The following is a 22,113-nucleotide window of genomic DNA, read 5'->3' as shown; positions in this document are numbered from 1 at the left end:
ACGCTCCGTCAGCCCGGTGGATGCGCGTGCTCGCGGCATCTGTCCGGTCATTCGACACGCGGGCATTCGGCACCCGCGAATCGGCGTCGTGCGCGCTCATACGATTGCGCGAGGCGCCGAAGCGGCTTCGAGGTCGCTTCGAAGCCGCGCGCATAGGGATATCCCTACGGATTTCCGGCGGGCCTTACTTCCTGTGAGCGCACTGTGCAGACTCCCACCGGGGTGCCACCCACGCCACCCGCCTTCCGACCCTCCGCCGTCGGCTCATCCGCCTACCCCACAAGAGGATCCGATGAGAAACAGACTTCTGTCCCTGGTCGCCGCCGCGGGCGTCCTCGTCGCGGGCGGCGCGGTCGCCGCAGCGCCCGCGCAGGCCGCACCACCCCAACGGACCGCCCCCCACGCCGCCCCGGCCGCCTGCACCCCCACCCAGGTGATCGCCAACGGCGGCTTCGAGTCCGGCAGTTCACCCTGGACGAGCTCCACCGGAGTGATCACCACCGGCGGCGGGCAGAGCGCGCACGCGGGCACCCAGTTCGCCTGGCTCAACGGGTACGGCTCCACGCACACCGAGAGCCTGTCGCAGGCCGTCACGATCCCCGCCGGGTGCTCGGCCGCCAGCCTGACCTTCTGGCTGCACATCGACACCGCGGAGACCACGACCACCACCGCCTACGACAAGCTGACCGCGAAGATCGGCAGCACCACGCTGGCGACGTACTCCAACCTCGACGCGGCCACCGGCTATGTGCAGCGGACCGTCGACGTGTCCGCGTTCATCGGGCAGAGCGTCACCCTCGCCTTCACCGGCACCGAGGACTCCGGCCTCCAGACCAGCTTCGTCCTGGACGACATCGCGCTGAGCACCTCGGGCGACACCACGCCGCCCCCGGCGGCCGACGCGACCCGTACGCCCGCGGCGCCCGCGTACACCGTCAGCCTGACCAGCGACACGACCGGCGGCACCTGGAACGGCCACGAGAGCGTGAACTTCACCAACGCCTCGGCCACGCCGCTCACCGAGGTGTACCTGCGGCTGTGGGACAACTACCACGGCAGTTGCCCGACGACGCCGATCACCGTCACCAACGTGACCGGCGGCACCGCGTCCGCCCTGACGGTCAACTGCACCGCGCTGAAAGTGACGTTGCCCGCGGCGCTGGCCCAGGGGCAGAGCGGCACGGTCGGGTTCGACCTGAAGATCGTGGTGCCCAGCGGGGCCGACCGGTTCGGCAAGGACGGCTCCTTCAGCTTCATCGGCAACGCGCTGCCGGTGCTGGCGATCCGGGACGCGGCGGGCTGGCACCTCGACCCGTACACCAACAACGGCGAGGCGTTCTACTCGCTGGCCGCCGACTTCTCGGTGACGCTCGACCATCCGACGGGCATCTCCGTCCCGGCGACCGGCACCTCGGTGGACACCCCCGGCGCCTCCGGCCGCACCGTCACCAAGGCGACGGCGAGCAAGGTCCGCGACTTCGCCTGGGCCGCGGGCCCGTTCAGCAAGGTCTCCGGTACGTCGCCGGGCGGCGTGAAGGTGAACGTGTACGCGGTGAGCGGCATCAGCACCGCCAACTCCAACTCCATGCTGACCGTTTCGGAGAACGCGGTGGACGCGCACGCGGGCCGCTTCGGCGCCTACCCGTACAGCGAGATCGACGCGGTGCTGGACAACAACTTCTGGTTCGGCGGGATGGAGTACCCGGGCTTCGTGCTCGACCTGGTCGACACCACCGCGCTGACCCACGAGATCGGGCACCAGTGGTGGTACGGCATCGTCGGCGACGACGAGTACAACAGCCCCTGGCTGGACGAGTCGTTCGCGGACTACTCCACCGACCTGGCGCTCGGCAAGACCGGCGCGAGCTGCTGGAACAGCGTCTCCTGGGCGTCCTCCGCCGAGAAGATCACCAACTCGATGGCGTACTGGGACGCGCACTCCTCGCGCTACGGCACGGTCGTCTACAACTACGGCAAGTGCGCCCTGCACGACCTGCGGCGCCTCATCGGTGACACCGCGATGACCCAACTCCTGCGCGGTTACGCGCAGTCGCACTGGTACGGCGTCTCCACCACCGCGGAGTTCAAGGCCGCGGCCCAGGCGGCGACCACGGTCGACCTGACGTCCTTCTGGACGCAGCACCGGATCGACGGCTAGCCACCGGATCAACGCCCGGGGCCGCGCCACGGGCCCCGGGGCACCGGCCCTCAAGGCCGAGGGGCCGGGTCCGGGTCCAGGCCCGGCCGGGACCCGGCCCCTCACATCTCGCCCCCGTCCGGGAGCCGCGGCGGTTCCCGGACGGGGTGCCCCACACGCGACGCCTTCGACGACCGTCACGCCTTCTTGACAGGTGCACGATCGAAGCTGATGATCGGGGCCCACGCCGTGTCGGGAGGGCCCCGGGCATGACAGAAGCGACGCGTTCCGCAGGCAGGACCGCCGCCCGCCCCACCCCCACGAGGCGGGCTGCGGTCCGCAGCCGCGCCGCGCTGATGACCGCCGCGCGGGCCGCACTCGGCGGCGGCGCCGGTGTCCTGCTCACCGGCCCTGCCGGAATCGGCCGCAGCACCCTGCTGACGGCGCTGGCCGACGAACACGCCGCGGCCGGCCACCGCGTCCTGCGCTGCGCGCCCTCCCCCGCCGAGCGGCACCTGCCGTACGTCGGCCTCATCGACCTGCTGTCCGACGTCGGGGACACCGCCTTCGCCGACCTCCCGCCGCCGGAACGCGACGCGCTGCGCGCCGCCCTGCGCCGCCCGCCCGCAGCGGCCGGGGCCGCTCCCCCCGACCCGCTCACCCTGCGCCTTGCCCTGCTCCGCCTGCTCACCGCGCTCTGCGCCCGCTCCCCCGTCCTGCTGGCCGTGGACGACGTCCAGTGGCTCGACGCACCGACCGCCGCCCTCCTCAGCTTCGCCACCCGCCGCGCCGCCCGCCTGCCGCTGACCACCGCCGTCGCCCTCCGCGCGGACGGCGCCGCGTGGACGGGAGCCGAAGGGGCCGCGGTGCTGGACGTGCCGCCGATGACCGAGCGGGAGGTGGCCGAACTGCTGGGCGGGCGCCCGGTGGCGGCCCGCGTGCACGCCGAGAGCGGCGGAAACCCTCACGTGGCACTGGAGTTGACCCGCGCGCTCGGCGAGGCCGAGACGGCGGGACCGCTCCCCGTACCCCGTTCGCTGCGCGAGTCGCTGCTCGGCCGCGTGTCAGGTCTCACGGCCGGAGCGCGGACCACGGTGCTCGCCGCGAGCGCCGCCGAGCGGCCGACCGTACGGCTGTTGCGCCGGGCGGGGCGGGAGAACGCGGTGGCCGAACTGGCCGAGGCGGTACGGCAGGGGGTCGTGGAGCCGGTGCCGGACGGCGGGGCGGTGCGCTTCGTACCGCCGCTGCTGGCGCGGGTGGTGTACGAGGACGCGGAGCCCGACGAGCGGCGGCGGGTGCACACGGCGCTCGCGGCGGCGGCCGGTGATCCGGTCGAACGGGCCCACCACCTGGCCTCGTTGACGCCCGGCTGGGACGCGGAGGTGGCCGCCGCGCTGTCGGCGGCGGCGACCGCGGCGCGCCGCCGGGGCTCCCCCGCGACCGCCGCGCGGCTCGGACGGCTCGCGGCCGACCGTACTCCGCCGGGGGACGCGGCGGCCGAGACCGACCGGCTGCTGACGGCGGCGGAGGACGCGGTCGCGGCGGGCGACTACCCGCTGGCCCGCCGTATCGCGCACGAGGTGCTGCACGAACCGCCGGCCGAACCGGGCAGGCCCGCGGACCGGGTCAGGGCGTGGATGGTCATCGTGGACTCGTGCGGCCAGGCGATGGCCGAAGTGGCGGACGTCTTCCCGCAGGCGCTCGAGGACGCGCGGGACGACCCGCGGCTGCTGGCCCAGTTGCACCACCGGATGAGCTGGCGGGCCTGGATGGTGGAGGGCACGGCGGTCAAGGCCCATACGCACGCGGCGCGTTCGGCCGTACTGGCCAGGAGCGCGGGCGACCGCCGCACCGAACTGTCGGCGCTCAGCCAGCAGGCGGCCATCGAGTTCTACCTCGGCCGCCCGGAGGCCGAGGACACCCTGGCCGCCGCGCTGGCGGGGCCGCAGGACCCGCGCGTGCTCTTCGACCACAACGGCCCGGTCTTCCTCAAGCACCGCCGCCATCTGCTGCACGACCGGCTGGACGACGCGCGGACCGAACTGCGGGCGCTGGTCTACACGGTACGGCGGCGCGGCTCGGCCGAGAGCCTGTGCCAGTGCCTGTCCGGCCTCGCCCAGGTGGAGATCCTGCGGGGCCGCTGCGAACGCGCCCTCGACCTGGCCCACCAGAGCCTGCGGGTCGCGGAGCAGGGCGGGCTGAGCCAGGGCCCCGCCTGGTACGCGGTCGCGCTCGCGGAGGCGGCGGGCGGCGGTACGGAACGGGCGCTGGCCGCCGCCGACCGGGCCAGACGGCACAGCGAGGACGACGACGACCAGCTCTTCCTGCCCAGGGCGCTGCACGCGGAGGGCCATGTGCGGCTGCTGCGCGGCGAGACGGCCGCGGCCGTGCACGCGCTCCAGCGGGCCAGGCTGCTGGAGACGGGACAGGGGCAGGGCGATCCGGCGATGCGCCGCTGGCAGGCGGATCTCGCCGAAGCACTGGTCAGGTCGGGCGCCACCGACGAGGCCGCCGACCTGGTCGCCGCGACCCGCGCGCAGGCTGCCCGGCTCGGCCGCCGCGGGCTGCTCGCCGTGCTCGACAGGGCCGCCGCGCTGGTCACCGAGGCGCGCGGCGACTCGGACGCGGCGGTGGCCCAACTCGGTGCGGCCGTCGCCAGGTTGACCGCGCTGCCGTATCCGCTGGAGGAGGGCAGGGCGCGGCTGGCGCTGGGGCGGTTGCACGCCAGGCGCGGCGATCCGCGGGCGGCGAGGGCCGCGCTCGACGCGGCGGCGCGGGTCTTCCGCGCGGCCCGCGCGCACCCGTGGCTGGCGCTGACCGACGCCGAGGCCGACCGCGTCGACCGCGATGACCGGCTCGACAGATTCGACCGGTTCGGCGGGTACGACCGCCTCGACCCGCCGGGCCGTGCGCACGACCGGGCCGCGCCGCTCACCGCGCTCAGCGACGCCGAGCGCCGGGTCGCCGCGCTGGCGGCGCGCGGCGCGAGCAACCGGGAGATCGCCGCGACCCTGGTGATCAGCGTCAAGACCGTCGAGGCCGCCCTCACCCGCGCCTACCGCAAGCTCAGCGTCCGCTCCCGCGTCGACCTGGCCAGGGTCGCCCTCGACCACCCGGCCGCCGACCGCCACGAGGTCTGACGGCGAGCGGCACGCGGGACGCGGGCACGGCCTCGCGGCACGTCCGGACGTACGGACCTGCGGACCGCGGACGTACGGACATACGGAACGTACGGACGTACGGACCTGCGGACTTGGGGAAGAACGCCAAGGGGCGCCCCGCCCGGTCGGCGGAACACCCCTTCGTACGAGCCGAGTCGGCCGGCCGCCCCCGTGAACGACCGGCCCGCCTCGCCCGTTGCCTGACGCGGGGTCAGTGCATCCAGAGCAGGTAGAGGTTGTTGGTGCCCAACTCACAGATGTAGACCGGGCCGTGGATGGGCGCGTTGGCCTGTGCCTGGGCGACACACGACGCGTAGGTCGGGAAGTAGCCCATGAACATGAAGCCGCTGCCGGGCGGCGGGGAAGCCTGGGCCGCGCCGGCGAAGACGCCGAGGCCGAGCAGGGCGGTGGCCACCAGCGTTCCGGTGCGGGCCATCAGTCGCTTGGTCATGTGCAGAACTCCTTTCCGGGCAGGCGGAAGCGCCTGCGGGGGGAGGGAAGGGGGCTTGCGTGTGCGGATCAGACGTCCAGATCAGAGCTGTTCGGGCCGCGCGCCGTGATCGAACGTTAGCCGTTGACTACAGGCCGCAGCAATAGGTCTAGGCCAATGTGTGACAGCAGCCGACGGATGGCCCTCCTGGGTCAGGTGAGGCGCAGCGCCGCCTCGCGGACGGCCGGCGTGTCCTGCCTGACCTCGCGCGGACCGGGCAGCGCGGCACCCCCCCTCGACGCCGCCCTCGACACCCCCGCCGCAGCAGCTCCGGGAGGTCCCGCATCTCGCGCAGATGCGCCGTGTGCGCCACCTTGCCCGCGCCGATCAACGCCACGGGAACCGGTTGTCCCATCGGTCCGCACCCCTTTTCGCCTCTCTCCCAGCGCATCACACGGCGGGCGGCGCGCGCCCGCCGGGGTGAGGGTCACTGGCGTGGCGACCGATGGTGCCCGACCATGTAAGCGTGGAGGTGCGACGATGCGGTGGCCAGTGTCAAAAACAGGTATTGACATGCCGACGTGTGCCCAAGAGGATGTTTCCCACGTTGGCGCCCTGCGCCTCCGCACCCATTCGACGCGGGCGACAAATAGGCGATGTGCAACCGGAAAAGTCGCACTTGCGGGCTTCCGGTCGCCGGGCCGCGCCGGTAATACCCCTCACTCCTGGAAGCACTCATGGAACCGGCGGCGAACACTCGTCCGTCGGCTTAGGACAGAACCGTTGCTAGAGTCGCTTCGGGTGCTGTCGGCACGCCGCGGGCCGACCCACGGGACCGGTCCGCGGTGACGAGAGGGGGCTAGCCGTGGCGGGAGTTGTTCGCAGTGGCGGGGCGGATGCCGAGGACATCGGTCTCGCCCTGTACCAGACGCTGCGCACCAACGGATCCATAGCCCCGGAGAAGGCGGCCGCGGGCATCGGGCTGACCGACGCCGAGGCCAGGGCCGGTTGGTCGGAGCTGCGGGAGCTGGGGCTCATACGCGCCGGTCGGGTGCCGGAGGAGGTCGATTCGGTGGAGCCCGACACCGCCCTGATCGGCCTGCTGGCCCGGCAGCGCGAGGCGCTCCAGGCCCAGCGCGACGAGTTGTCCTCGATCGTGCGGGCGGCCGAGTCGCTGATGGAGCGCTACCGCCCCGCGGTGTTGCGCGACGCGGCGGAGATCGAGGTGGAACTCCTCATCGGGGAAAACCGTAAACGGCAGTCCATCGGCGATTTCAATGCGCGCATCACGGAATCAACCGGTTCGATGCATCCGGGACCGCTGCCGCCCGCCGAAGTTCTCGTGCATTCTCTCGCCGCGGACAGCGCGCTTATCGAGCGGGGCGTGAAAGTGCGCGCCGTATACGGGCAGAGCATTAATTCCGCGCCACGTCAACGTAAATACTTGACGGAACTCTCGGCGGTCGGAGTCGAGGTCAGGCTGGCGACCCAGGTCCCCTTCGACCTCCTGATAGCGGATTCGCACAGCGCGCTTGTCTCGGCCAATCCCGACAACCCTTCCGGCCCCGCGGTCATCGTCCGCGGCGCGGCCCTGGTCCGGTCGTACGTGGCGCTCTACGAGGACTGCTGGCTGCGGGCGGTGCCGTACTCGGCGAAGTCGGCGGGGAGCTTCGACTCGGGCGGCGAACTGACCGAACAGCACCGCACGACGATGCGACTTCTGGCCAACGGGCTGACAGACGAGCGGATCGCGCGCAAACTAGGGGTGTCCCTGCGCACTGTGAGTCGCCTGGTATCAGAGATCATGCGATATCTCCAGGCGGACAGCCGGTTCCAGGCGGGAGTCCTCGCTGCGGCCCATGGGCTAATTTGACCTGCGCATTCGCGCCATTGCGCACTTACGCACAACCGGAATCTGGCCTGGCCCTGTCCGATTTTGACATCATCGGCAGGGCTACGCGTACCTATCACCCCCTTGAGCGCCTGCCCTCCCAACGAAGGATCACGATGTCGCGCATCCGGCACACGACCAAGATTTCCGCCGTCGCCGCCCTGGTGCTCGCTCTGTCGTCGGCTATCGGAACAACCGTCGCCTTCGCCGACGCCGGTTCGGATTCCACTCCGGCGCCCAGCGCACCCGCGGACACGTCGGTGGCCCCGGACAACTGGTTCCCCGGTGCTCAGGCCGCGAACTGGTTCCCCGGTCCCAGTGCGGACACCGGCCCGGACAACTGGTTCCCGAACGCCGTACCCGCCGGGAACTGGTTCCCCACCACGAGCGCCGTATCCCCCGACAACTGGTTCCCGGGTGCCATACCCGTGAACTGGTTCCCCAGCGCCGTGGCCGTCTCCCCCGACAACTGGTTCCCGAACGCCGTCCCCGCCGGGAACTGGTTCCCGAATATCGCCCCGACCGATGTGACCGTGTCATCACTGTCGGTTTAATTTCCCGAGCTCCCCGCGCCACCAAGCCCTCGTTTCCCCGCCGGACCCCGGCGCCGCAAGACCCGCCAAGACCCGCACAGCGCTGTACGGCCCGTGAGCGATATTCACGGGCCGTACAGCGTTTCCTGCATTGTGGGGGGAATCCTGGGGGCTCAGGGAGCCGATGTCACTTCCTGACAGGGGCGGGCGATCCGCAGGGACCGCCGCACCAGTTCATCGATGTCCGTGGCCGCGTCCTCGGCTGCCGGATGTACGGCGAGCCAGCCGAGGTGGCGGCGCAGGAAGGCCGCGAGGGCCGGCACCGTCCGTAGGGGGAGACGGACGGTGCGGCCCTCGACAATCAGATCGGCCCAGGAGGCGAGTGTGCCTCGTATGGCGGCGCGCGCCTCGACAGCCGGCCCGTTCAGGGGGATGCCGGGCCGGGCAGTGCCGGTCAGTCGGTCGCCGGAGTTCGGCGCCGGTACGAGTGCCACCTCCAACTCGCCGTATACCCGGGGAAGCAAGGCGAGTTGCCGATCCAACCGCTCCTGGCAAGGAACGCACAGGGCAGGGTCCGTCTCGACACAAAGGTGTCCGCTACGGAAATCAATCTCCTGCACTGCCGCTGTCCCTTCCTCGCTTGGGGCGGTAAGAAGAGCGAACCAGGAACAGGGTGATCCGGACAATGTCCACGGACCGGCCGGATTCTGCCATGGCGCGATCGCGCATCTAAGCACGTGGCAAGGTCACGACGGAAGCTGTGCCTCAATCGCCCCAACGACCTCCGCAGCCTCGGGCTCGGTCCGCGGCCGAAAACGCCCGACGATTTCCCCCGAGGCGCTGACCAGGAACTTCTCGAAGTTCCAGGTGATGTCACCGGCTTCTCCGGCCGCGTCGGGCACATCGGTCAGCCTGGCGTAGAGCGGATGCCGGTTCGCGCCATTGACATCCGCCTTCTCCAGCAGCGGGAAGCTGACGCCGTAGGTCGTGGAGCAGAAGGTCTGGATCTCCTCGGCGGTGCCGGGCTCCTGGCCGCCGAACTGGTTGCACGGTACGCCGAGGACGGTGAAGCCGCGGTCGGCGTAGCGCTTCTGCAACCTCTCCAGGCCCTCGTACTGCGGGGTCAGGCCGCATTTGGAGGCGACGTTGACCACCAGGACGGCCTTGCCCGCGTGGGCGCCGAGGGTGGTGGGGTCGCCGTCGATGGTGTTCAGGGGGATGTCGTAGAGGCTTACGGGGTCACTCATGAGTCAATTCTCCTATCGGTCCGTGACCGTGATGCCCAGGGTCTGGGCGAGCGCGGGGGCGAGGTCGAGAAGCTGCGAGGAGCTGATGACGGCGCCGCGCAGCGACTCGTATCCGTCGGCGAGGTCGATGGTGACCGCGCCGCGCAGGTCGGCCTTCTTCAGCGTCGCGCGGCCGAGCCGGGCGCGCTCGATGCTGCTGCCGGGGAAGGTCACCCCGTTCAGCTTGGCCTCGCCGAAGTCGACGTCGCGCAGGACGCAGTCCTCGAAGGCCACGTCGTGCAGGGCGGTGGCGCGCAGATTCACGGAGTCCAGTTTGCAGCGCCGGAAGGTGACCCGGCGCAGCACGGCTCCGAACGCCTCCACGCCGGCCAGCGAGCAGGCGGTGAGGGAGGAGTCCAGCCAGTCGCTCTCGGCGAGCGAGACGCCCGTGAAGCGGCTGCCGGTGGCCCACAGGTCGTTGAACCGGGACCGGCGCAGGGTGGTGTCCGTGAAGGTGCAGTCGGTGACCGCGCACTCCAGGAAGCGGGAGCCGTTCGCCGCCTCGTCCTCGAAGGCGAGGCGGTCGAAGTGGACGGTGTCGTAGTCCCCTTCGACGGCCAGCGGGCCCGTGTGGCGACGCAGCAGATCGGCGTACGGAAGGTCGGCGAGTTCGTCCGGGGGTGTCACTCGGCCAGCGTACGCGGCACCTCAGACAGCGCCCTGTGAGGCATCGGCGGCCCACCGGGAAGCCGACTTAAGCGACATACACCCCACCCCTTGCTAGGTTGCAGCCCATGAGCGCAACCAGCGCCGCGGCGGCGGACGCTCCCCCGGCCGCCCTGCGGATGCCCCGCCGCCGCGGTGTGGAGCTGTCGCTGATCGTCGCCGCGGTACTGATCTCGGTGTACGGCTACGCGGAGGTCGGCCTGGCCAGGAACGGCGCGGTGCCGCCCGACGCCGCGGCCTACGGGGCGGGCCTGGGCGTGCTCGCGCTCCTGGCCCACCTCGCGGTCCGGGCCCGCGCCCCCTACGCCGATCCGCTGCTGCTGCCGATCGCCGTACTGCTCAACGGCTTCGGCCTGGTGCTGATCTACCGCCTCGACCTGGAGCCGGTGCTCGGCGGCCGGGCGGCGCCCACCCAGCTGATCTGGTCCACGCTCGGGGTGGCGCTGTTCATCGCGGTGGTGCTGGCGCTGCGCGACCACAGGACACCGGCCCGCTACGCGTACATCAGCGTGACCGCCGCGCTGCTGCTCATGGTGCTGCCGATCTTCTTCCCCGCGATCAACGGCGCGAAGATCTGGATCAGGGTGGCCGGATTCTCCTTCCAGCCGGGCGAGTTCGCCAAGGTGCTGCTCGCGGTCTTCTTCGCCGCCTACCTGTCGGCGAACCGCGCGGCGCTGGCGTACGCGGGCCGCCGGGTGTGGCGGCTGCAACTGCCCACCGGCCGCGTGCTGGGCCCGGTGGTGGCGATCTGGCTGCTCAGCGTCGGCGTCCTGGTGGTCGAGCGCGACCTGGGCACCTCGCTGCTCTTCTTCGGCCTGTTCGTGATCATGCTGTACGTGGCGACCGGGCGGACCGGCTGGATCGCCGTGGGGCTGCTGCTCGCCGGGGTGGGCGCGTGCGCGGTCGGCGCGCTGGAGCCGCATGTGCACAGCAGGGTGCAGGACTGGCTGCACCCCTTCGCGACCATCGACGCGGGCATCGGCCCCAACCAGATCTCGCAGTCGCTGTTCGCCTTCGCCAACGGCGGGGTGCTCGGCACCGGGCTCGGCCAGGGCCACTCCGCGCTGATCGGCTTCGCCGCGAAGTCGGACTTCATCCTGGCCACCGCGGGCGAGGAGCTGGGCCTGTTCGGACTGACCGCGCTGCTCCTGCTGTACGCGCTGCTGGTGGCGCGCGGCTTCCGGGCCGGGCTCGCGCTGCGCGACCCCTTCGGGCGGCTGCTCGCGGTCGGCCTGGCCTCGATCCTGGCGCTCCAGGTCTTCGTGATCACCGGCGGGGTGATGGACCTGATCCCGATGACGGGCATGGCGATGCCGTTCCTCGCGCAGGGCGGCTCGTCCGTCGTGACCAACTGGATCATCGTGGCGCTGCTGATCCGGCTCAGCGACAGCGCCCGCCGCCCGGCGCCGGACCTGCCCGAGGGGCCGCCGGACCAGCTCGCGCCGCTGGAGCGGGCCCGGTGATCCGCTGTGTGCGGCACGCCGCCGCCTTCTGCTTCCTGCTGCTGGTCGCGCTGCTGCTCAACGCGGCGCGGGTGCAGGTCGTCAAGGCGTCCGCGTACGACGACAACCCGGCCAACCGGCGGATCGCGATCACCCGTTACCACCAGCCGCGCGGCGACATCCTCGTCGGCGGCTCCCCGGTGACCGGATCACGCGACGCGGGCGGCCAGTTGAGGTACCGGCGGACGTACGCCGACGGGCCGCTGTACGCGCCGGTGACCGGCTTCGCCTCGCAGACGTACGGCACGACGCTGCTGGAGGGCACCGAGGACGGCGTGCTGTCGGGCACGGCCTCGCAGTTGGCGTCGGTGCCGCTGTGGAACGAGATCACCCGGGCGCGGCAGCGCGGCGGCGATGTGCACACCACGATCGACGCGGCGGCGCAGCGGGCGGCGTACACCGGCCTCGCGGGCCGCAGGGGCGCGGTGGCCGCGGTGGACCCGGCGACCGGGCGGATTCTGGCGCTGGTGTCGTCGCCGTCGTACGACCCGGCGGCGCTGTCGGGCACCGGCGCGGCGGTGAACGACGCGTGGACGCGGATGAACACGGACACCAGTCAGCCGATGCTGGACCGGGCGATCCGGCAGACGTATCCGCCGGGTTCGACGTTCAAGGTCGTCACGGCCGCCGCCGCGCTCCAGAGCGGCAAGGTCACCGATCTGCTGGCGCCGACGCGCTCGCCCGATCCGTACCGGCTGCCGGGTTCGACGGCCACGCTCACCAACGAGGGCGGCGGCTGCGCCAACGCCAGCATGTACGACGCCTTCCGGGTCTCGTGCAACACCGTCTTCGCCAAGCTGGGCGCCGACGTGGGGCTGGCCGGGATGCGGGCGCAGGCGCAGGCGTTCGGCTTCAACGACACGCGGCTGCGGATTCCGCCGTCCGTCGCGAAGAGCAACTTCGACACGCGGATGAGCCCCGACCAGGTGGCGCTCTCCTCGATCGGGCAGTTCGACACGACCGCGACGCCGTTGCAGATGGCGATGGTCGCGGCGGCGGTCGGCAACGGCGGGGTGCTGATGGCGCCGTACCTGGTGGACTCGGTGACCAACCACAGCGGGGCGACGGTCTCCGCCGACGGGCCGCGGACGCTGCACCGGGCGATGAGCGAGGGCACCGCGCAGCAGCTCCAGCAGCTGATGGAGGCGGTGGTCACCGACGGCACCGGCACCAACGCGGCGATCCCCGGTGTCGTCGTCGGCGGCAAGACCGGCACCGCGCAGCACGGTGTGGACAACACCGGGACGCCGTACGCCTGGTTCATCTCCTACGCGAAGCCGCCGGGCGGTACGCAGGCGTCGGTGGCGGTGGCGGTGGTCGTCGAGGACGCGGAGGCGGTGCGGGCGGACATCTCCGGCGGCGGGAACGCGGCGCCCGTCGCGCGGGCGGTCATGCAGGCGGTGCTGAGCGCGCGCTGACGTGCCGTCGGATACAAGTGTCCTGCGCCGGCGGTCAGTTCACTTTGGGGAAGCTGAAGGCGTAGCCCTGCTCCTTGAGCCACGGCAGGATCTGCTCCAGCGCGTCCACGGTCTGCTCGCGGTCGCCGCCGCCGTCGTGGAAGAGGATCGTCGGGCCGTTGCTCAGCTCGTACTTGATGGTCTGCACGATCGTGCCGGCGCCGGGCTTGGTGTAGTCCTTGGTGTCGACGTTCCAGCCGAGCGGGCGCATGCCGTGCTGGGCGGCGAGCGCGCGGCTGGCCGGGGTGAACGCGCCGCCGGGGGCGCGGTAGTACTGCACGGGCGCGCCGCCCGAGGCTTCCTCGATCATGGCGTAGGCGTCCATGATCTCCTTCTGCTGGTACGCGAAGGGCTTGTGGTCCATCGACTCGTCGTGGGTCACGGTGTGGTCGCACAGCCGGTGTCCCGCGGCGACGACGGCGCGTACGAGGTCGGGGTGGGCCTTGGCCTGCGGGCCGATCATGCAGAAGGTGGCGTGGACGCCGTGCCGCTTGAGGACGTCGAGCACCTTCGGCGTCCAGACCGGGTCGGGCCCGTCGTCGATGGTGATGTTGACGGCCTTGCCCGCGGCTTCCGGCGCGTGCACGATCGTGTCGGGCACCGCGGCCACGGTGGGTATGTGGCTGGTGGGCGTGCCGGACGGGCCGGTCGAACCCGCGCCCGTACCGCCGCCGTCGCTCCCCTTGCCACCGCCGTTCACCCCGCCGATGACACCGGAGCCGTTGTTCGCCGACGCCTTGCCGTGGCCGTGCGCCAGGACCGCGGTGGCCACCGACGCGATCACCACCACCAGGACCGCCATCGTGATGGCCGCCGCCTGCGGCATCGTCCTCAGTCGCCCCACCGAGAATCGCCCTTCGGTCATCGTCTGTACCCGCCCGCCTCGTTGATTCCATCGACCCGGTCCGCGCCGTGCTCCACGCGGTGTCCGCACGGCCGGCCGTCCCCCCGGCTCCGCGACCGAATAGATGCTGGTGCCTCCGCGTCGGTTCCGCCATGGGCAGGTCGGCGACACTGCCGTTACAGAACCCGGACTTCCGGCTAACTCCCTGGTGGCGACGTCAGCCCGGTGCACCGGCGCAACTGCTCGTACCGGTCGGTGATCCGCTGCCCCGCCGCGCCGGTCCGCGGCTGCGGTACGCCCGCGCCGTCGACGAGGGCGGGCGCGAAGACGGCGCGGGTGACCTCGCCGTGGCGGACGGTCAGTGTGGTGACGCCGGTCTCGTCGGAGTGCGGGTACGGCGAGGAGCCGTACCAGAGGAAGTTGCCGAACCCGTAGGCCACATAGGTGGGGCCGAGCATGCCGGCGCCGAGCATCACATGGGCGTGGGTGCCGACGACCGCGGTGGCCCCGGCCGCCGACAGGTCGGCCGCGATCGACTTCTGCTCGGGCCCCGGGCAGCTCTGGCCCTCGGTGCCCCAGTGCAGATAGACCACCACGACGTCGGCGTGCGCCTTGGCGTCCCTGACCGCCTTCAGCAGCCGGGGGCGGTCGAGCGCGGAGGCGATGCCGGGGGCGGTGGCGGTGGCCCGGAAGTTCTCGTTGGTGATGTCGTAGACCTGGCTGGCGGCGACGACCGCGAGGCGTACGCCGTTGACGGTCTCGGTGTACGGGCGGTACGCCTCCGCCGCGTCGGCGCCGATGCCGACCACGGGGACCGGCGCCGCGCGCTTGGCCGCGAGGCTGTCTGCCAGGCCCTGGGCGCCGTAGTCCACGGCGTGGTTGTTGGCCATGGTGACGGCGTCGACACCGGACCGCTGGAGCGCGGCGAGCGCGTCGGGGCCGGTCCTGAAGTGGTACTTCTTCGGCTGCGGGGTGCCGCGCGTGGTGATCGCGGACTCCAGGTTGACCATCGAGAAGTCGGCGGCGGCCAGCGCCGTCGACATCGGCCCGAGCGCCGGGTCGATGCCGAGCCGGTTCGCCGTCCGCTCGGTGAAGTGCACGTCCCCGGCGAAGGCGAGGGTCACCGTGCCGGCGGGCTCGGCCGGGCGCGCGGCGGCGTCCACGGTCGGCGTCGAGGAGGGCGCGGCGCCGCCGGTCGTGGCGGTGCGCGAGTCCGGTGCGGGTCCGGCCTCGGTGGAGCCGCCGCGGCCGTAGGCCACGTACAGGGAACCGGCGGCGACGAGCAGCAGCGCCGTACCGCCGACGACGGTGTTTCTGCGTCGGCGGCGTGCTCTGGCCCGGCGTGTCTCGCGCCGCGATTCCGGTCCGGCTCCCTCGCTCATCGGACAAGCGTACGATCCGCTCGCCGTGGGTCAGTGCGGGGCCGCCCCCTGTGCGATGGCGTCGGTGACCTCGGCCACGCGGGCCTGCTCCTCGGCGGCGAAGCGTTCCGCGTCGAGTTTCTCCGCGATCTCCTCGTCCTCGTCCATGAGTTGGTCGAGGTTGGAGTCACCGAGGTCGAAGACGCCCATGTCGAGGTACGCCTTCTGGAGCCGGGGTCCCCACAGGCCGATGTCCTTCACGCACGGCACGATGCGGCTGAAGAGCAGCTTGCGGAACAGGTGCAGGAATTCGGAGCGTTCGGTCATCTCGGCGGCCTCGGCGGTGGGGATGCCGAAGTTCTCCAGGACTTCGAGGCCGCGCAGCCGGTCGCGCATCAGGTAGCAGCCCTCGATGACGAAGTCCTCGCGCTCGCGCAGTTCGGCGTCGGTGAGCTGCTTGTAGTAGTCGCGCAGCGCCATCCGTCCGAAGGCGACGTGCCGGGCCTCGTCCTGCATGACGTAGGCCAGGATCTGCTTGGGCAGCGGTTTGGTGGTGGTGTCGCGGATCATGCCGAAGGCGGCGAGCGCCAGGCCCTCGATGAGCACCTGCATGCCGAGGTAGGGCATGTCCCAGCGCGCGTCGCGCAGGGTGTCGCCGAGCAGCGCCTGGAGGTTGTCGTTGATCGGGTAGACCATCCCGACCTTGTCCTGGAGGAAGCGGCCGTAGATCTCGGCGTGCCGGGCCTCGTCCATGGTCTGGGTGGCGGAGTAGAACTTCGCGTCGAGGTCGGGGACGGACTCCACGATCCGGGCGGCGCAGATCATCGCGCCCTGCTCGCCGTGGAGGAACTGGCTGAACTGCCAGGAGGTGTAGTGCTGCCGCAGCAGCCCGCGGTCGCGGGCGTTCATCGCGTCCCAGTAGCGGCTGCCGTAGATGGACATGGCCTCGTCAGGGGTGCCGAGCGGGTCGTACGGGTCGACCTCCAGGTCCCAGGCGATGCGCTTGGCCGCGTCCCACTGCTTGTCCTTGCCCTTCTGGTAGAGGGCGAGCAGGCGTTCGCGTCCGTCGCCGTACTCCCAGGAGAAGCGGGCGGCGCCCTGGGCCGGGACCTGCCAGATCCACTCGGTGGGCGGTTGCGTGTACAGGGCTTCCGTCGACATCGGCGGCTCCATTCCACGTGCGCGGGGTCTTGACGGGCTTGTTGACACAGAGTCTCATAAGAGGCGTACCGCAGGTAACCCTCATGCGCCGGAGGCCACTTCACGATGGACACCAGCTTGATCGACCGCGAGAAGACCGCGGAGCGGCTGCTGGCCGCGTCCGCCAAGCACTCGTTCGACCCGGACACCGAGCTGGACTGGGACGCGCCCTTCGAGGAAGGCAAGTGGTTCTGGCCGCCGGAGCTGGTGTCGCTGTACGACACCCCGCTGTGGAAGCGGATGTCGCAGGAGCAGCGCGTCGAGCTGAGCCGCCACGAGGCGGCGTCGCTGTGCTCGATCGGCGTCTGGTTCGAGACGATCCTGATGCAGCTCCTGCTGCGGCACACCTACGACCTGGACCCGACCAGCAACCATGTGCGGTACGCGCTGACGGAGATCGCCGACGAGTGCCGGCACTCGAAGATGTTCGCGCAGGCCGTGACGAAGATGGGCACGCCCACCTATCGGCCCAGCAGGCTCGACCACAACCTCGGCCGGCTGATCAAGACGGTGTCCACCACGCCCGGCGCCTTCACCGGCACGCTGCTGGCCGAGGAGATACTGGACTGGATGCAGCGGCTGACCTTCCCCGACGACCGCGTGCAGCCCTTCGTCCAGGGCGTGACCCGGATTCACGTGGTCGAGGAGGCCCGGCACATCCGCTACGCCCGCGAGGAGCTGCGCCGCCAGATGGTGACGGCGCCGCGCTGGGAGGTGGAATTCACCCGGCTGACCTCCGCGCAGGCCGCCAGGACCATCGCCCGTTCGCTGATCAGCCCGCAGGTCTACGCGTCGGTCGGCCTCGACCCCGTCCAGGCGGCCGAGGCGGCCCGCACCAGCCCGCACCGCCGCGAGGTGATGCGGCAGTCGGCGAAGCGGCTGATGGACTTCCTGGACGAGATCGGGCTGATCAAGGGCCCGAGCCGCAAGCTGTGGCGCTCGTCCGGACTGCTCGGCTGACCCGGCCGCGCCCGCGGACCCGGACACCCGTGCGAAGCCCCGCGCCCGGGCCGACCCGTTCACGTGTGCGGGCGGATAGTCTGCTGGACATGACCAGCAGCGCGGCGCCCGCATACCGCCGGATGAGCGTCGAGCAGCGCCGTACGCAGTTGCTGGCCGCCGCCGTCGACCTGTTCGGCCACCGGCGGCCGGAGGACGTGTCGGTCGACGACGTCGCGGCGGCGGCCGGGGTCTCCCGGCCGCTGGTCTACCGCTACTTCCCCGGCGGCAAGCAGCAGTTGTACGAGGCCGCGGTGCACGACGCGGCGCAGGAGCTGATCGGCCGCTTCGGCGTCCCCTCGCAGGGGCCGCCGACCGAACGGCTCGCGGACGCGCTGGACCGCTACCTGGCGTATGTGGACGAGCACGACGCGGCGTACGGGGCGCTGCTGCGCGGCGGCAGCGTCGCCGAGACCAGCCGTACGGACGCGATCGTGGACGACGTACGGCGCCGGGCCGCGGAGCAGGTGCTGCACCACCTCGGGGTGACGGCGCCGGGGCCGCGGCTGGCGATGATGGTCAGGTCGTGGATCGCCTGCGTGGAGGCGATATCGCTGATCTGGCTGGACGAGGGCAAGCAGCCGCCGGTCGCGGAGCTGCGGGCGTGGCTGGTGGACCACTTCATCGGGCTGCTGCTGGTGACCGCGACGACCGACCCGGAGGCCGCGGAGGCCGCCGCCCGCGCGCTGGCGCTGGAGACCCCGAGCAGCCCGGCCGGCGGGCTGGCGCGGCGGCTCGCGCCGATCGCGGACGCGGTCGCACATCTGCTCCCCGACCCCTCCTGACCCCGACCGGGGAACCCCGCGCCGCCCGCCGTGCGATCCTGAGCGGGTGAGACACGAGGACACGGAATTCGTCGGGGGCCCGCTGGACGGGCGGGTGCTCGGCGTGCTCGCCGGGATGACCGGGCAGCCGCCGCGCGTCTACACCGTGCCCGTACCCACGCCCGAGGGCGGTCCGCCGGTGGTGCACGTCTACCACCGCGAGCCCAGCCCCGGCCCGCGCGGCTCCCGCCGTACCCGCTGGGTCTTCGTGTACGACCCGGAGGGCAACCGGCCGGACGGCCCCAAGTGGCCCTGGCGCAAAGGCGCCTGACGCCCCGCCGGACGGCCCCGCGCGGCCACGCGGGACATCGCGCAGGACCGCGCCACGCGGCGCGCGGCGCAAAGGCGGCCGAACCGGACGGATCCACAGGTCAAAGGGCCGGGTACTGGTCCGGACCATTGACACGCATTGGTCTGGACCTGTTTGCTGCGCGGTGACATGCGCCGTCCTCACCGAAGGAGCATCCCCCCATGCTCTCCACCGCACCGCGCAACAGACGCAGAACCTTCATCGCCGCCTCCGCCACCCTCGCGGGCGCCGTCGCGCTCGGCGGGCTCGTGGCGCTCGCCCCGTCCGCCAGCGCGGGCGAGTTCCTGACCAACGGCGGCTTCGAGACCGGCGGCCTGTCCGGCTGGACCTGCGACGCGGGCACCGCCGCCGTCGTCAGCGGCCAGGCGCACAGCGGCACTTACGCCCTCCAGGGCACTCCGAGCGCGAGCGGCACCGCGCAGTGCAAGCAGAACGTGTCCGTCGCACCGAACACCACATACACCCTGACCGCCCAGGTCAAGGGCTCGTACGTCTACCTCGGCGTGGACGGCGGCACCAGTACGTGGACGCCGGGCACGGGCAGCGGCTACGCGGCGCTGAGCGTGTCCTTCACCACCGGCGCGAGCCAGACCAGCGCGGCGGTCTACGTGCACGGCTGGTACGGCCAGCCCGCGTACCTCGCCGACGACGTCTCGCTCCAGGGCCCCGGCAGCGGCACGACCACGCCGCCGACCACCCCGCCCACGACGCCCCCGACCACTCCCCCCACCACCCCGCCGACGACGCCTCCCACGACGCCGCCGACCACTCCCCCGACCTCGCCCCCGCCCTCCGGCGGACTGCCCACCCACGCGCTGGTCGGCTATCTGCACGAGACGTTCGCCAACGGCTCCGGCTACACCAAGCTGGCGGACGTGCCGGACAGTTGGAACATCATCGACCTGGCGTTCGGCGAGACCAGCTCGCCGACCTCGGGCAGCATCCACTTCACCCGCTGCTCGGCGAGCGAGTGCCCGGGAGTGGAGTCCGACGCGGACTTCAAGGCCGCGATCAAGGCCAAGCAGGCCAAGGGCAAGAAGGTGCTGCTGTCCATCGGCGGCGCGAACGGCGAGGTGCAGCTCACCACGACGGCCGCCCGCGACGCCTTCGTCTCCTCGGTGAGCGGCATCATCGACACCTGGGGCCTGAACGGCATCGACATCGACTTCGAGGGCCACTCGCTGTCCCTGAACACCGGTGACACCGACTTCAAGAACCCGACCACCCCGGTGATCGTCAACCTGATCTCGGCGCTGAAGACGCTCAAGGCCAAGTACGGCAGCGGCTTCGTGCTGACGATGGCGCCCGAGACGTTCTTCGTCCAGATGGGCTACCAGTACTACGGCTCGGGCCCGTGGGGCGGCCAGGACCCGCGCTGCGGCGCGTACCTGCCGGTGATCTACGCGATGCGCAACGACCTGACGCTGCTGCACGTCCAGGACTACAACTCCGGCTCGATCATGGGCCTGGACAACCAGTACCACTCCATGGGCGGCGCGGACTTCCACATCGCGATGACCGACATGCTCCTCACCGGCTTCCCGGTGGCGGGCAACACCGCCAACATGTTCCCGGCGCTTGCCCCCTCGCAGGTCGCGATCGGCCTGCCCGCCTCGGTCAACGCGGGCAACGGCTACACCGCCCCGGCCGCCGTCGACCAGGCGCTCGACTGCCTGACCAAGAAGACCAACTGCGGCGGCTACACCACCCACGGCACCTGGCCCGCGCTGCGCGGCCTGATGACGTGGTCGGTGAACTGGGACAAGTTCAGCAACTGGGAGTTCCAGAAGAACTTCACCAGCTACTTCGGCTGAACCGCCCGCAGATCCCCCCTCCGCCGATCCGTCGGCAGATCCGCCCGCCGATCCGTCGGCTGACCCCTCGGCTGACCCCTCGGCCGATCCGTCGGCCGGCCTTCGACCGAGCCGGTGACGGCTCCTGAAACGCGTACGGCCCGGCCGCCGAGGGCGGTGACCGGGCCGTACGCTTTTTATGTCCGGAAGGTGATCGCACGGCGAAGATCACCTGTGAGAGTGACCGGGTTGCGCGGAATCGCCTATTCCCTCTGTCGAACATATGACAATTCGTGGCAGGATGCGGATCGCGTAGCGTGTTACTGACCGGTTACGGGAGATGAGGGGTAGTCAGTGGCCCGAGGTACCAGGAGGTGGCTGCGTTCGGCCGCGGTCTGCGGCACTCTGCTCGCCGCCGCGGCACTCGCTCTGCCGGCCCAGCAGGCGGCGGCGCGACCCTACGACCCACCGCCCGCGGCGGAGGTCTCACTGCCCGATCTGCTGACCAGGCTCCAGACCCTCTACGCGCAGACGGAGACGGCGACCGAGTCGTTCAACAAGGCCAAGGAGACCGCCGACCGGCAGCGCGCCCAGGCCGACCAGGTCGACTCACAACTCGCCGACCAGCGGGTCTCGGTCGCGGACAAGCGCGACGAGGTGGGTCTGATCGCCCGCCAGATGTACAAGGACGGCAGCGTGTCGCCGTACCTGTCGATGCTGACCGGTCAGACCCCGCAGGATTTCTTCGGGCAGCGGCACGTCCTGGACCGGGCCGCCGACCACCAGCAGGACGTACTGGCCGAGCTGACCAGCGGTGAGCAGCGGCTGAACGAGCTGAACACCCAGGCGCAGCAGGCGCTGGACAAGGCGCAGTCCGCGCTGGCCGTCCAGCAGGCGCAGAAGAACACGGTGGAAAAGCGCCTCCAGGAGGTCGAGTCGATACTGGCCGGGCTCACCGGCGTGCAGATCAGCGAATTGCAGTCGCTGGAGGAAAAGGGCGTCAACAAGGCGCAGCAGGACTTCCTCGACTCCAAGGCGCTGGGTTCCGACGCCGACAAGCGCCTGCCGTCCGACGCGGGAAAGCGGGCCATCAGCTACGCCTTCATGCAGCTCGGCAAGCCGTATGTGTGGGGCGCGCAGGGGCCGGACTCCTTCGACTGCTCGGGGCTGACCTCGCAGGCGTGGTCGCACGCCGGGGTGACCATCCCGCGCACCAGCCAGGAGCAGTGGGCGCGGCTCCCGCACGTGCCGCTCGAACTGCTGCGCCCCGGCGATCTGGTGATCTACTTCTCCGGCGCCACCCATGTGGCGATCTACATCGGCAACGGCCTGGTGGTCCAGGCGCCGCGCCCCGGCTCGGTGGTGAAGGTCTCGCCGATCGCCGCCAACCCGATACTGGGCGCCGTCCGCCCGGACCTCGGCAGCGCCCCGGCCGGGGACTACACCCTGCCGAAGATCCCCAAGCAGGCCGAGCAGCCGACGCCGTTCAGCCCGCAGGTGACGCCCCCGGCGCCCAAGCCCAGGACCTCCGGCGGGTCGACCGGCACCGCGCCGGCCACGCCGCCGCCGCACTCCTCGGGTCCCGTCACCCGGCCGACCCCGGGCGAGAGCACGCCGCCGCCGAAGACCACCCCGACGCCGACGCCCTCGGACACCCCGTCCGGCGGCCCGACGCCCACGCCCTCCGCCACCGAGAGCGGGGGCGCGAGCTAGCCGCCC

Annotated in this window: 18 protein-coding genes; 11 read left to right on the top strand and 7 right to left on the bottom strand. The window is 71.6% G+C overall.

The genetic code is table 11. The features are described 5' to 3' along the window. Window positions 1–292 precede the first annotated feature (292 nt). Together ACFZBB_RS16335 and ACFZBB_RS16330 are read left to right on the top strand one after the other, a co-directional pair. The gene (locus tag ACFZBB_RS16335; RefSeq protein ID WP_391122530.1) at window positions 293–2,158 is read left to right on the top strand and encodes a M1 family aminopeptidase; all 1,866 of its coding nucleotides are present in this window, start codon (window positions 293–295) and stop codon (window positions 2,156–2,158) included. 248 nt (window positions 2,159–2,406) lie between these two features. After that, window positions 2,407–5,277, top strand: coding sequence for an AAA family ATPase (locus ACFZBB_RS16330; RefSeq protein ID WP_391122527.1), 2,871 nt, complete (start codon window positions 2,407–2,409; stop codon window positions 5,275–5,277). A 232-nt stretch (window positions 5,278–5,509) separates the two neighbouring features. Here ACFZBB_RS16330 and ACFZBB_RS16325 read toward each other — a convergent pair whose 3' ends face one another. Next, a complete protein-coding gene (locus tag ACFZBB_RS16325; RefSeq protein WP_391122524.1) occupies window positions 5,510–5,749 on the bottom strand; it encodes a hypothetical protein in 240 nt (79 codons plus the stop codon). Between the two features lie 844 nt (window positions 5,750–6,593). Between ACFZBB_RS16325 and ACFZBB_RS16320 the strand changes: the two genes are divergently transcribed. Then, the gene (locus tag ACFZBB_RS16320) at window positions 6,594–7,601 is read left to right on the top strand and encodes a LuxR C-terminal-related transcriptional regulator (protein WP_391122521.1); all 1,008 of its coding nucleotides are present in this window, start codon (window positions 6,594–6,596) and stop codon (window positions 7,599–7,601) included. 134 nt (window positions 7,602–7,735) lie between these two features. Continuing rightward, window positions 7,736–8,173, top strand: a complete 438-nt coding sequence (locus tag ACFZBB_RS16315; RefSeq protein ID WP_391122518.1) for a hypothetical protein — start codon at window positions 7,736–7,738, stop codon at window positions 8,171–8,173. A gap of 152 nt (window positions 8,174–8,325) precedes the next feature. On the opposite strand, the gene ACFZBB_RS16310 is transcribed toward ACFZBB_RS16315, so the two are convergent. The 3 genes from ACFZBB_RS16310 to ACFZBB_RS16300 form a co-directional block, all read right to left on the bottom strand. After that, window positions 8,326–8,646, bottom strand: a complete 321-nt coding sequence (locus tag ACFZBB_RS16310; RefSeq protein ID WP_391122515.1) for a hypothetical protein — start codon at window positions 8,644–8,646, stop codon at window positions 8,326–8,328. Between the two features lie 252 nt (window positions 8,647–8,898). Continuing rightward, window positions 8,899–9,399 carry a glutathione peroxidase gene (locus ACFZBB_RS16305; RefSeq protein WP_391122512.1) on the bottom strand — a complete coding sequence of 167 codons (501 nt, stop codon included), beginning with the start codon at window positions 9,397–9,399 and terminating at the stop codon, window positions 8,899–8,901. A 12-nt stretch (window positions 9,400–9,411) separates the two neighbouring features. Next, window positions 9,412–10,065 (bottom strand): pentapeptide repeat-containing protein, encoded by a 654-nt coding sequence (locus tag ACFZBB_RS16300; protein ID WP_391122509.1) that lies wholly within the window; start codon window positions 10,063–10,065, stop codon window positions 9,412–9,414. A 107-nt stretch (window positions 10,066–10,172) separates the two neighbouring features. On the opposite strand from ACFZBB_RS16300, the gene ACFZBB_RS16295 reads away from it, so the two are divergent. Then, window positions 10,173–11,567, top strand: a complete 1,395-nt coding sequence (locus tag ACFZBB_RS16295) for an FtsW/RodA/SpoVE family cell cycle protein (protein WP_391122506.1) — start codon at window positions 10,173–10,175, stop codon at window positions 11,565–11,567. After that, a complete protein-coding gene (locus ACFZBB_RS16290) occupies window positions 11,564–13,024 on the top strand; it encodes a penicillin-binding transpeptidase domain-containing protein (RefSeq protein WP_391122503.1) in 1,461 nt (486 codons plus the stop codon). Before ACFZBB_RS16295 ends, ACFZBB_RS16290 begins: the two co-directional genes overlap by 4 nt. Window positions 13,025–13,058: 34 nt before the next feature. Here ACFZBB_RS16290 and ACFZBB_RS16285 read toward each other — a convergent pair whose 3' ends face one another. From ACFZBB_RS16285 to ACFZBB_RS16275, 3 genes are all read right to left on the bottom strand, one after another. Beyond that, complete coding sequence (locus ACFZBB_RS16285) at window positions 13,059–13,928, bottom strand: polysaccharide deacetylase family protein (RefSeq protein WP_391122500.1); 870 nt, start codon at window positions 13,926–13,928, stop codon at window positions 13,059–13,061. Window positions 13,929–14,104: 176 nt separating this feature from the next. After that, on the bottom strand, window positions 14,105–15,289 hold the full coding sequence (locus tag ACFZBB_RS16280; RefSeq protein ID WP_391122497.1) for a CapA family protein: 1,185 nt from the start codon (window positions 15,287–15,289) through the stop codon (window positions 14,105–14,107). A 30-nt stretch (window positions 15,290–15,319) separates the two neighbouring features. Beyond that, entirely contained in the window at window positions 15,320–16,429 is a 1,110-nt protein-coding gene (locus ACFZBB_RS16275; RefSeq protein ID WP_355344403.1) for a ferritin-like domain-containing protein, read from the bottom strand. Window positions 16,430–16,534: 105 nt separating this feature from the next. Between ACFZBB_RS16275 and ACFZBB_RS16270 the strand changes: the two genes are divergently transcribed. The 5 genes from ACFZBB_RS16270 (at window position 16,535) to ACFZBB_RS16250 (ending at window position 22,107) form a co-directional block, all read left to right on the top strand. Beyond that, the gene (locus tag ACFZBB_RS16270; RefSeq protein WP_391122493.1) at window positions 16,535–17,428 is read left to right on the top strand and encodes a diiron oxygenase; all 894 of its coding nucleotides are present in this window, start codon (window positions 16,535–16,537) and stop codon (window positions 17,426–17,428) included. Between the two features lie 89 nt (window positions 17,429–17,517). Continuing rightward, the gene (locus ACFZBB_RS16265) at window positions 17,518–18,252 is read left to right on the top strand and encodes a TetR/AcrR family transcriptional regulator (RefSeq protein ID WP_355344409.1); all 735 of its coding nucleotides are present in this window, start codon (window positions 17,518–17,520) and stop codon (window positions 18,250–18,252) included. Window positions 18,253–18,298: 46 nt separating this feature from the next. Further along, the gene (locus tag ACFZBB_RS16260) at window positions 18,299–18,562 is read left to right on the top strand and encodes a hypothetical protein (RefSeq protein ID WP_355344412.1); all 264 of its coding nucleotides are present in this window, start codon (window positions 18,299–18,301) and stop codon (window positions 18,560–18,562) included. Window positions 18,563–18,762: 200 nt separating this feature from the next. Continuing rightward, window positions 18,763–20,415, top strand: a complete 1,653-nt coding sequence (locus tag ACFZBB_RS16255; RefSeq protein WP_391122490.1) for a glycosyl hydrolase family 18 protein — start codon at window positions 18,763–18,765, stop codon at window positions 20,413–20,415. A gap of 333 nt (window positions 20,416–20,748) precedes the next feature. Then, window positions 20,749–22,107: an NlpC/P60 family protein gene (locus ACFZBB_RS16250; protein ID WP_391122487.1), complete on the top strand. Its 1,359-nt coding sequence runs from the start codon at window positions 20,749–20,751 to the stop codon at window positions 22,105–22,107. Window positions 22,108–22,113 lie beyond the last annotated feature (6 nt).

Origin of the sequence: Streptomyces sp. NPDC008139 (genome assembly GCF_042957025.1) — a bacterium.
GTDB lineage: Bacteria > Actinomycetota > Actinomycetes > Streptomycetales > Streptomycetaceae > Actinacidiphila.
The sequence above is the reverse complement of the archived record's forward strand: the minus strand, read 5'-3'. Positions and strand labels throughout refer to the sequence as shown.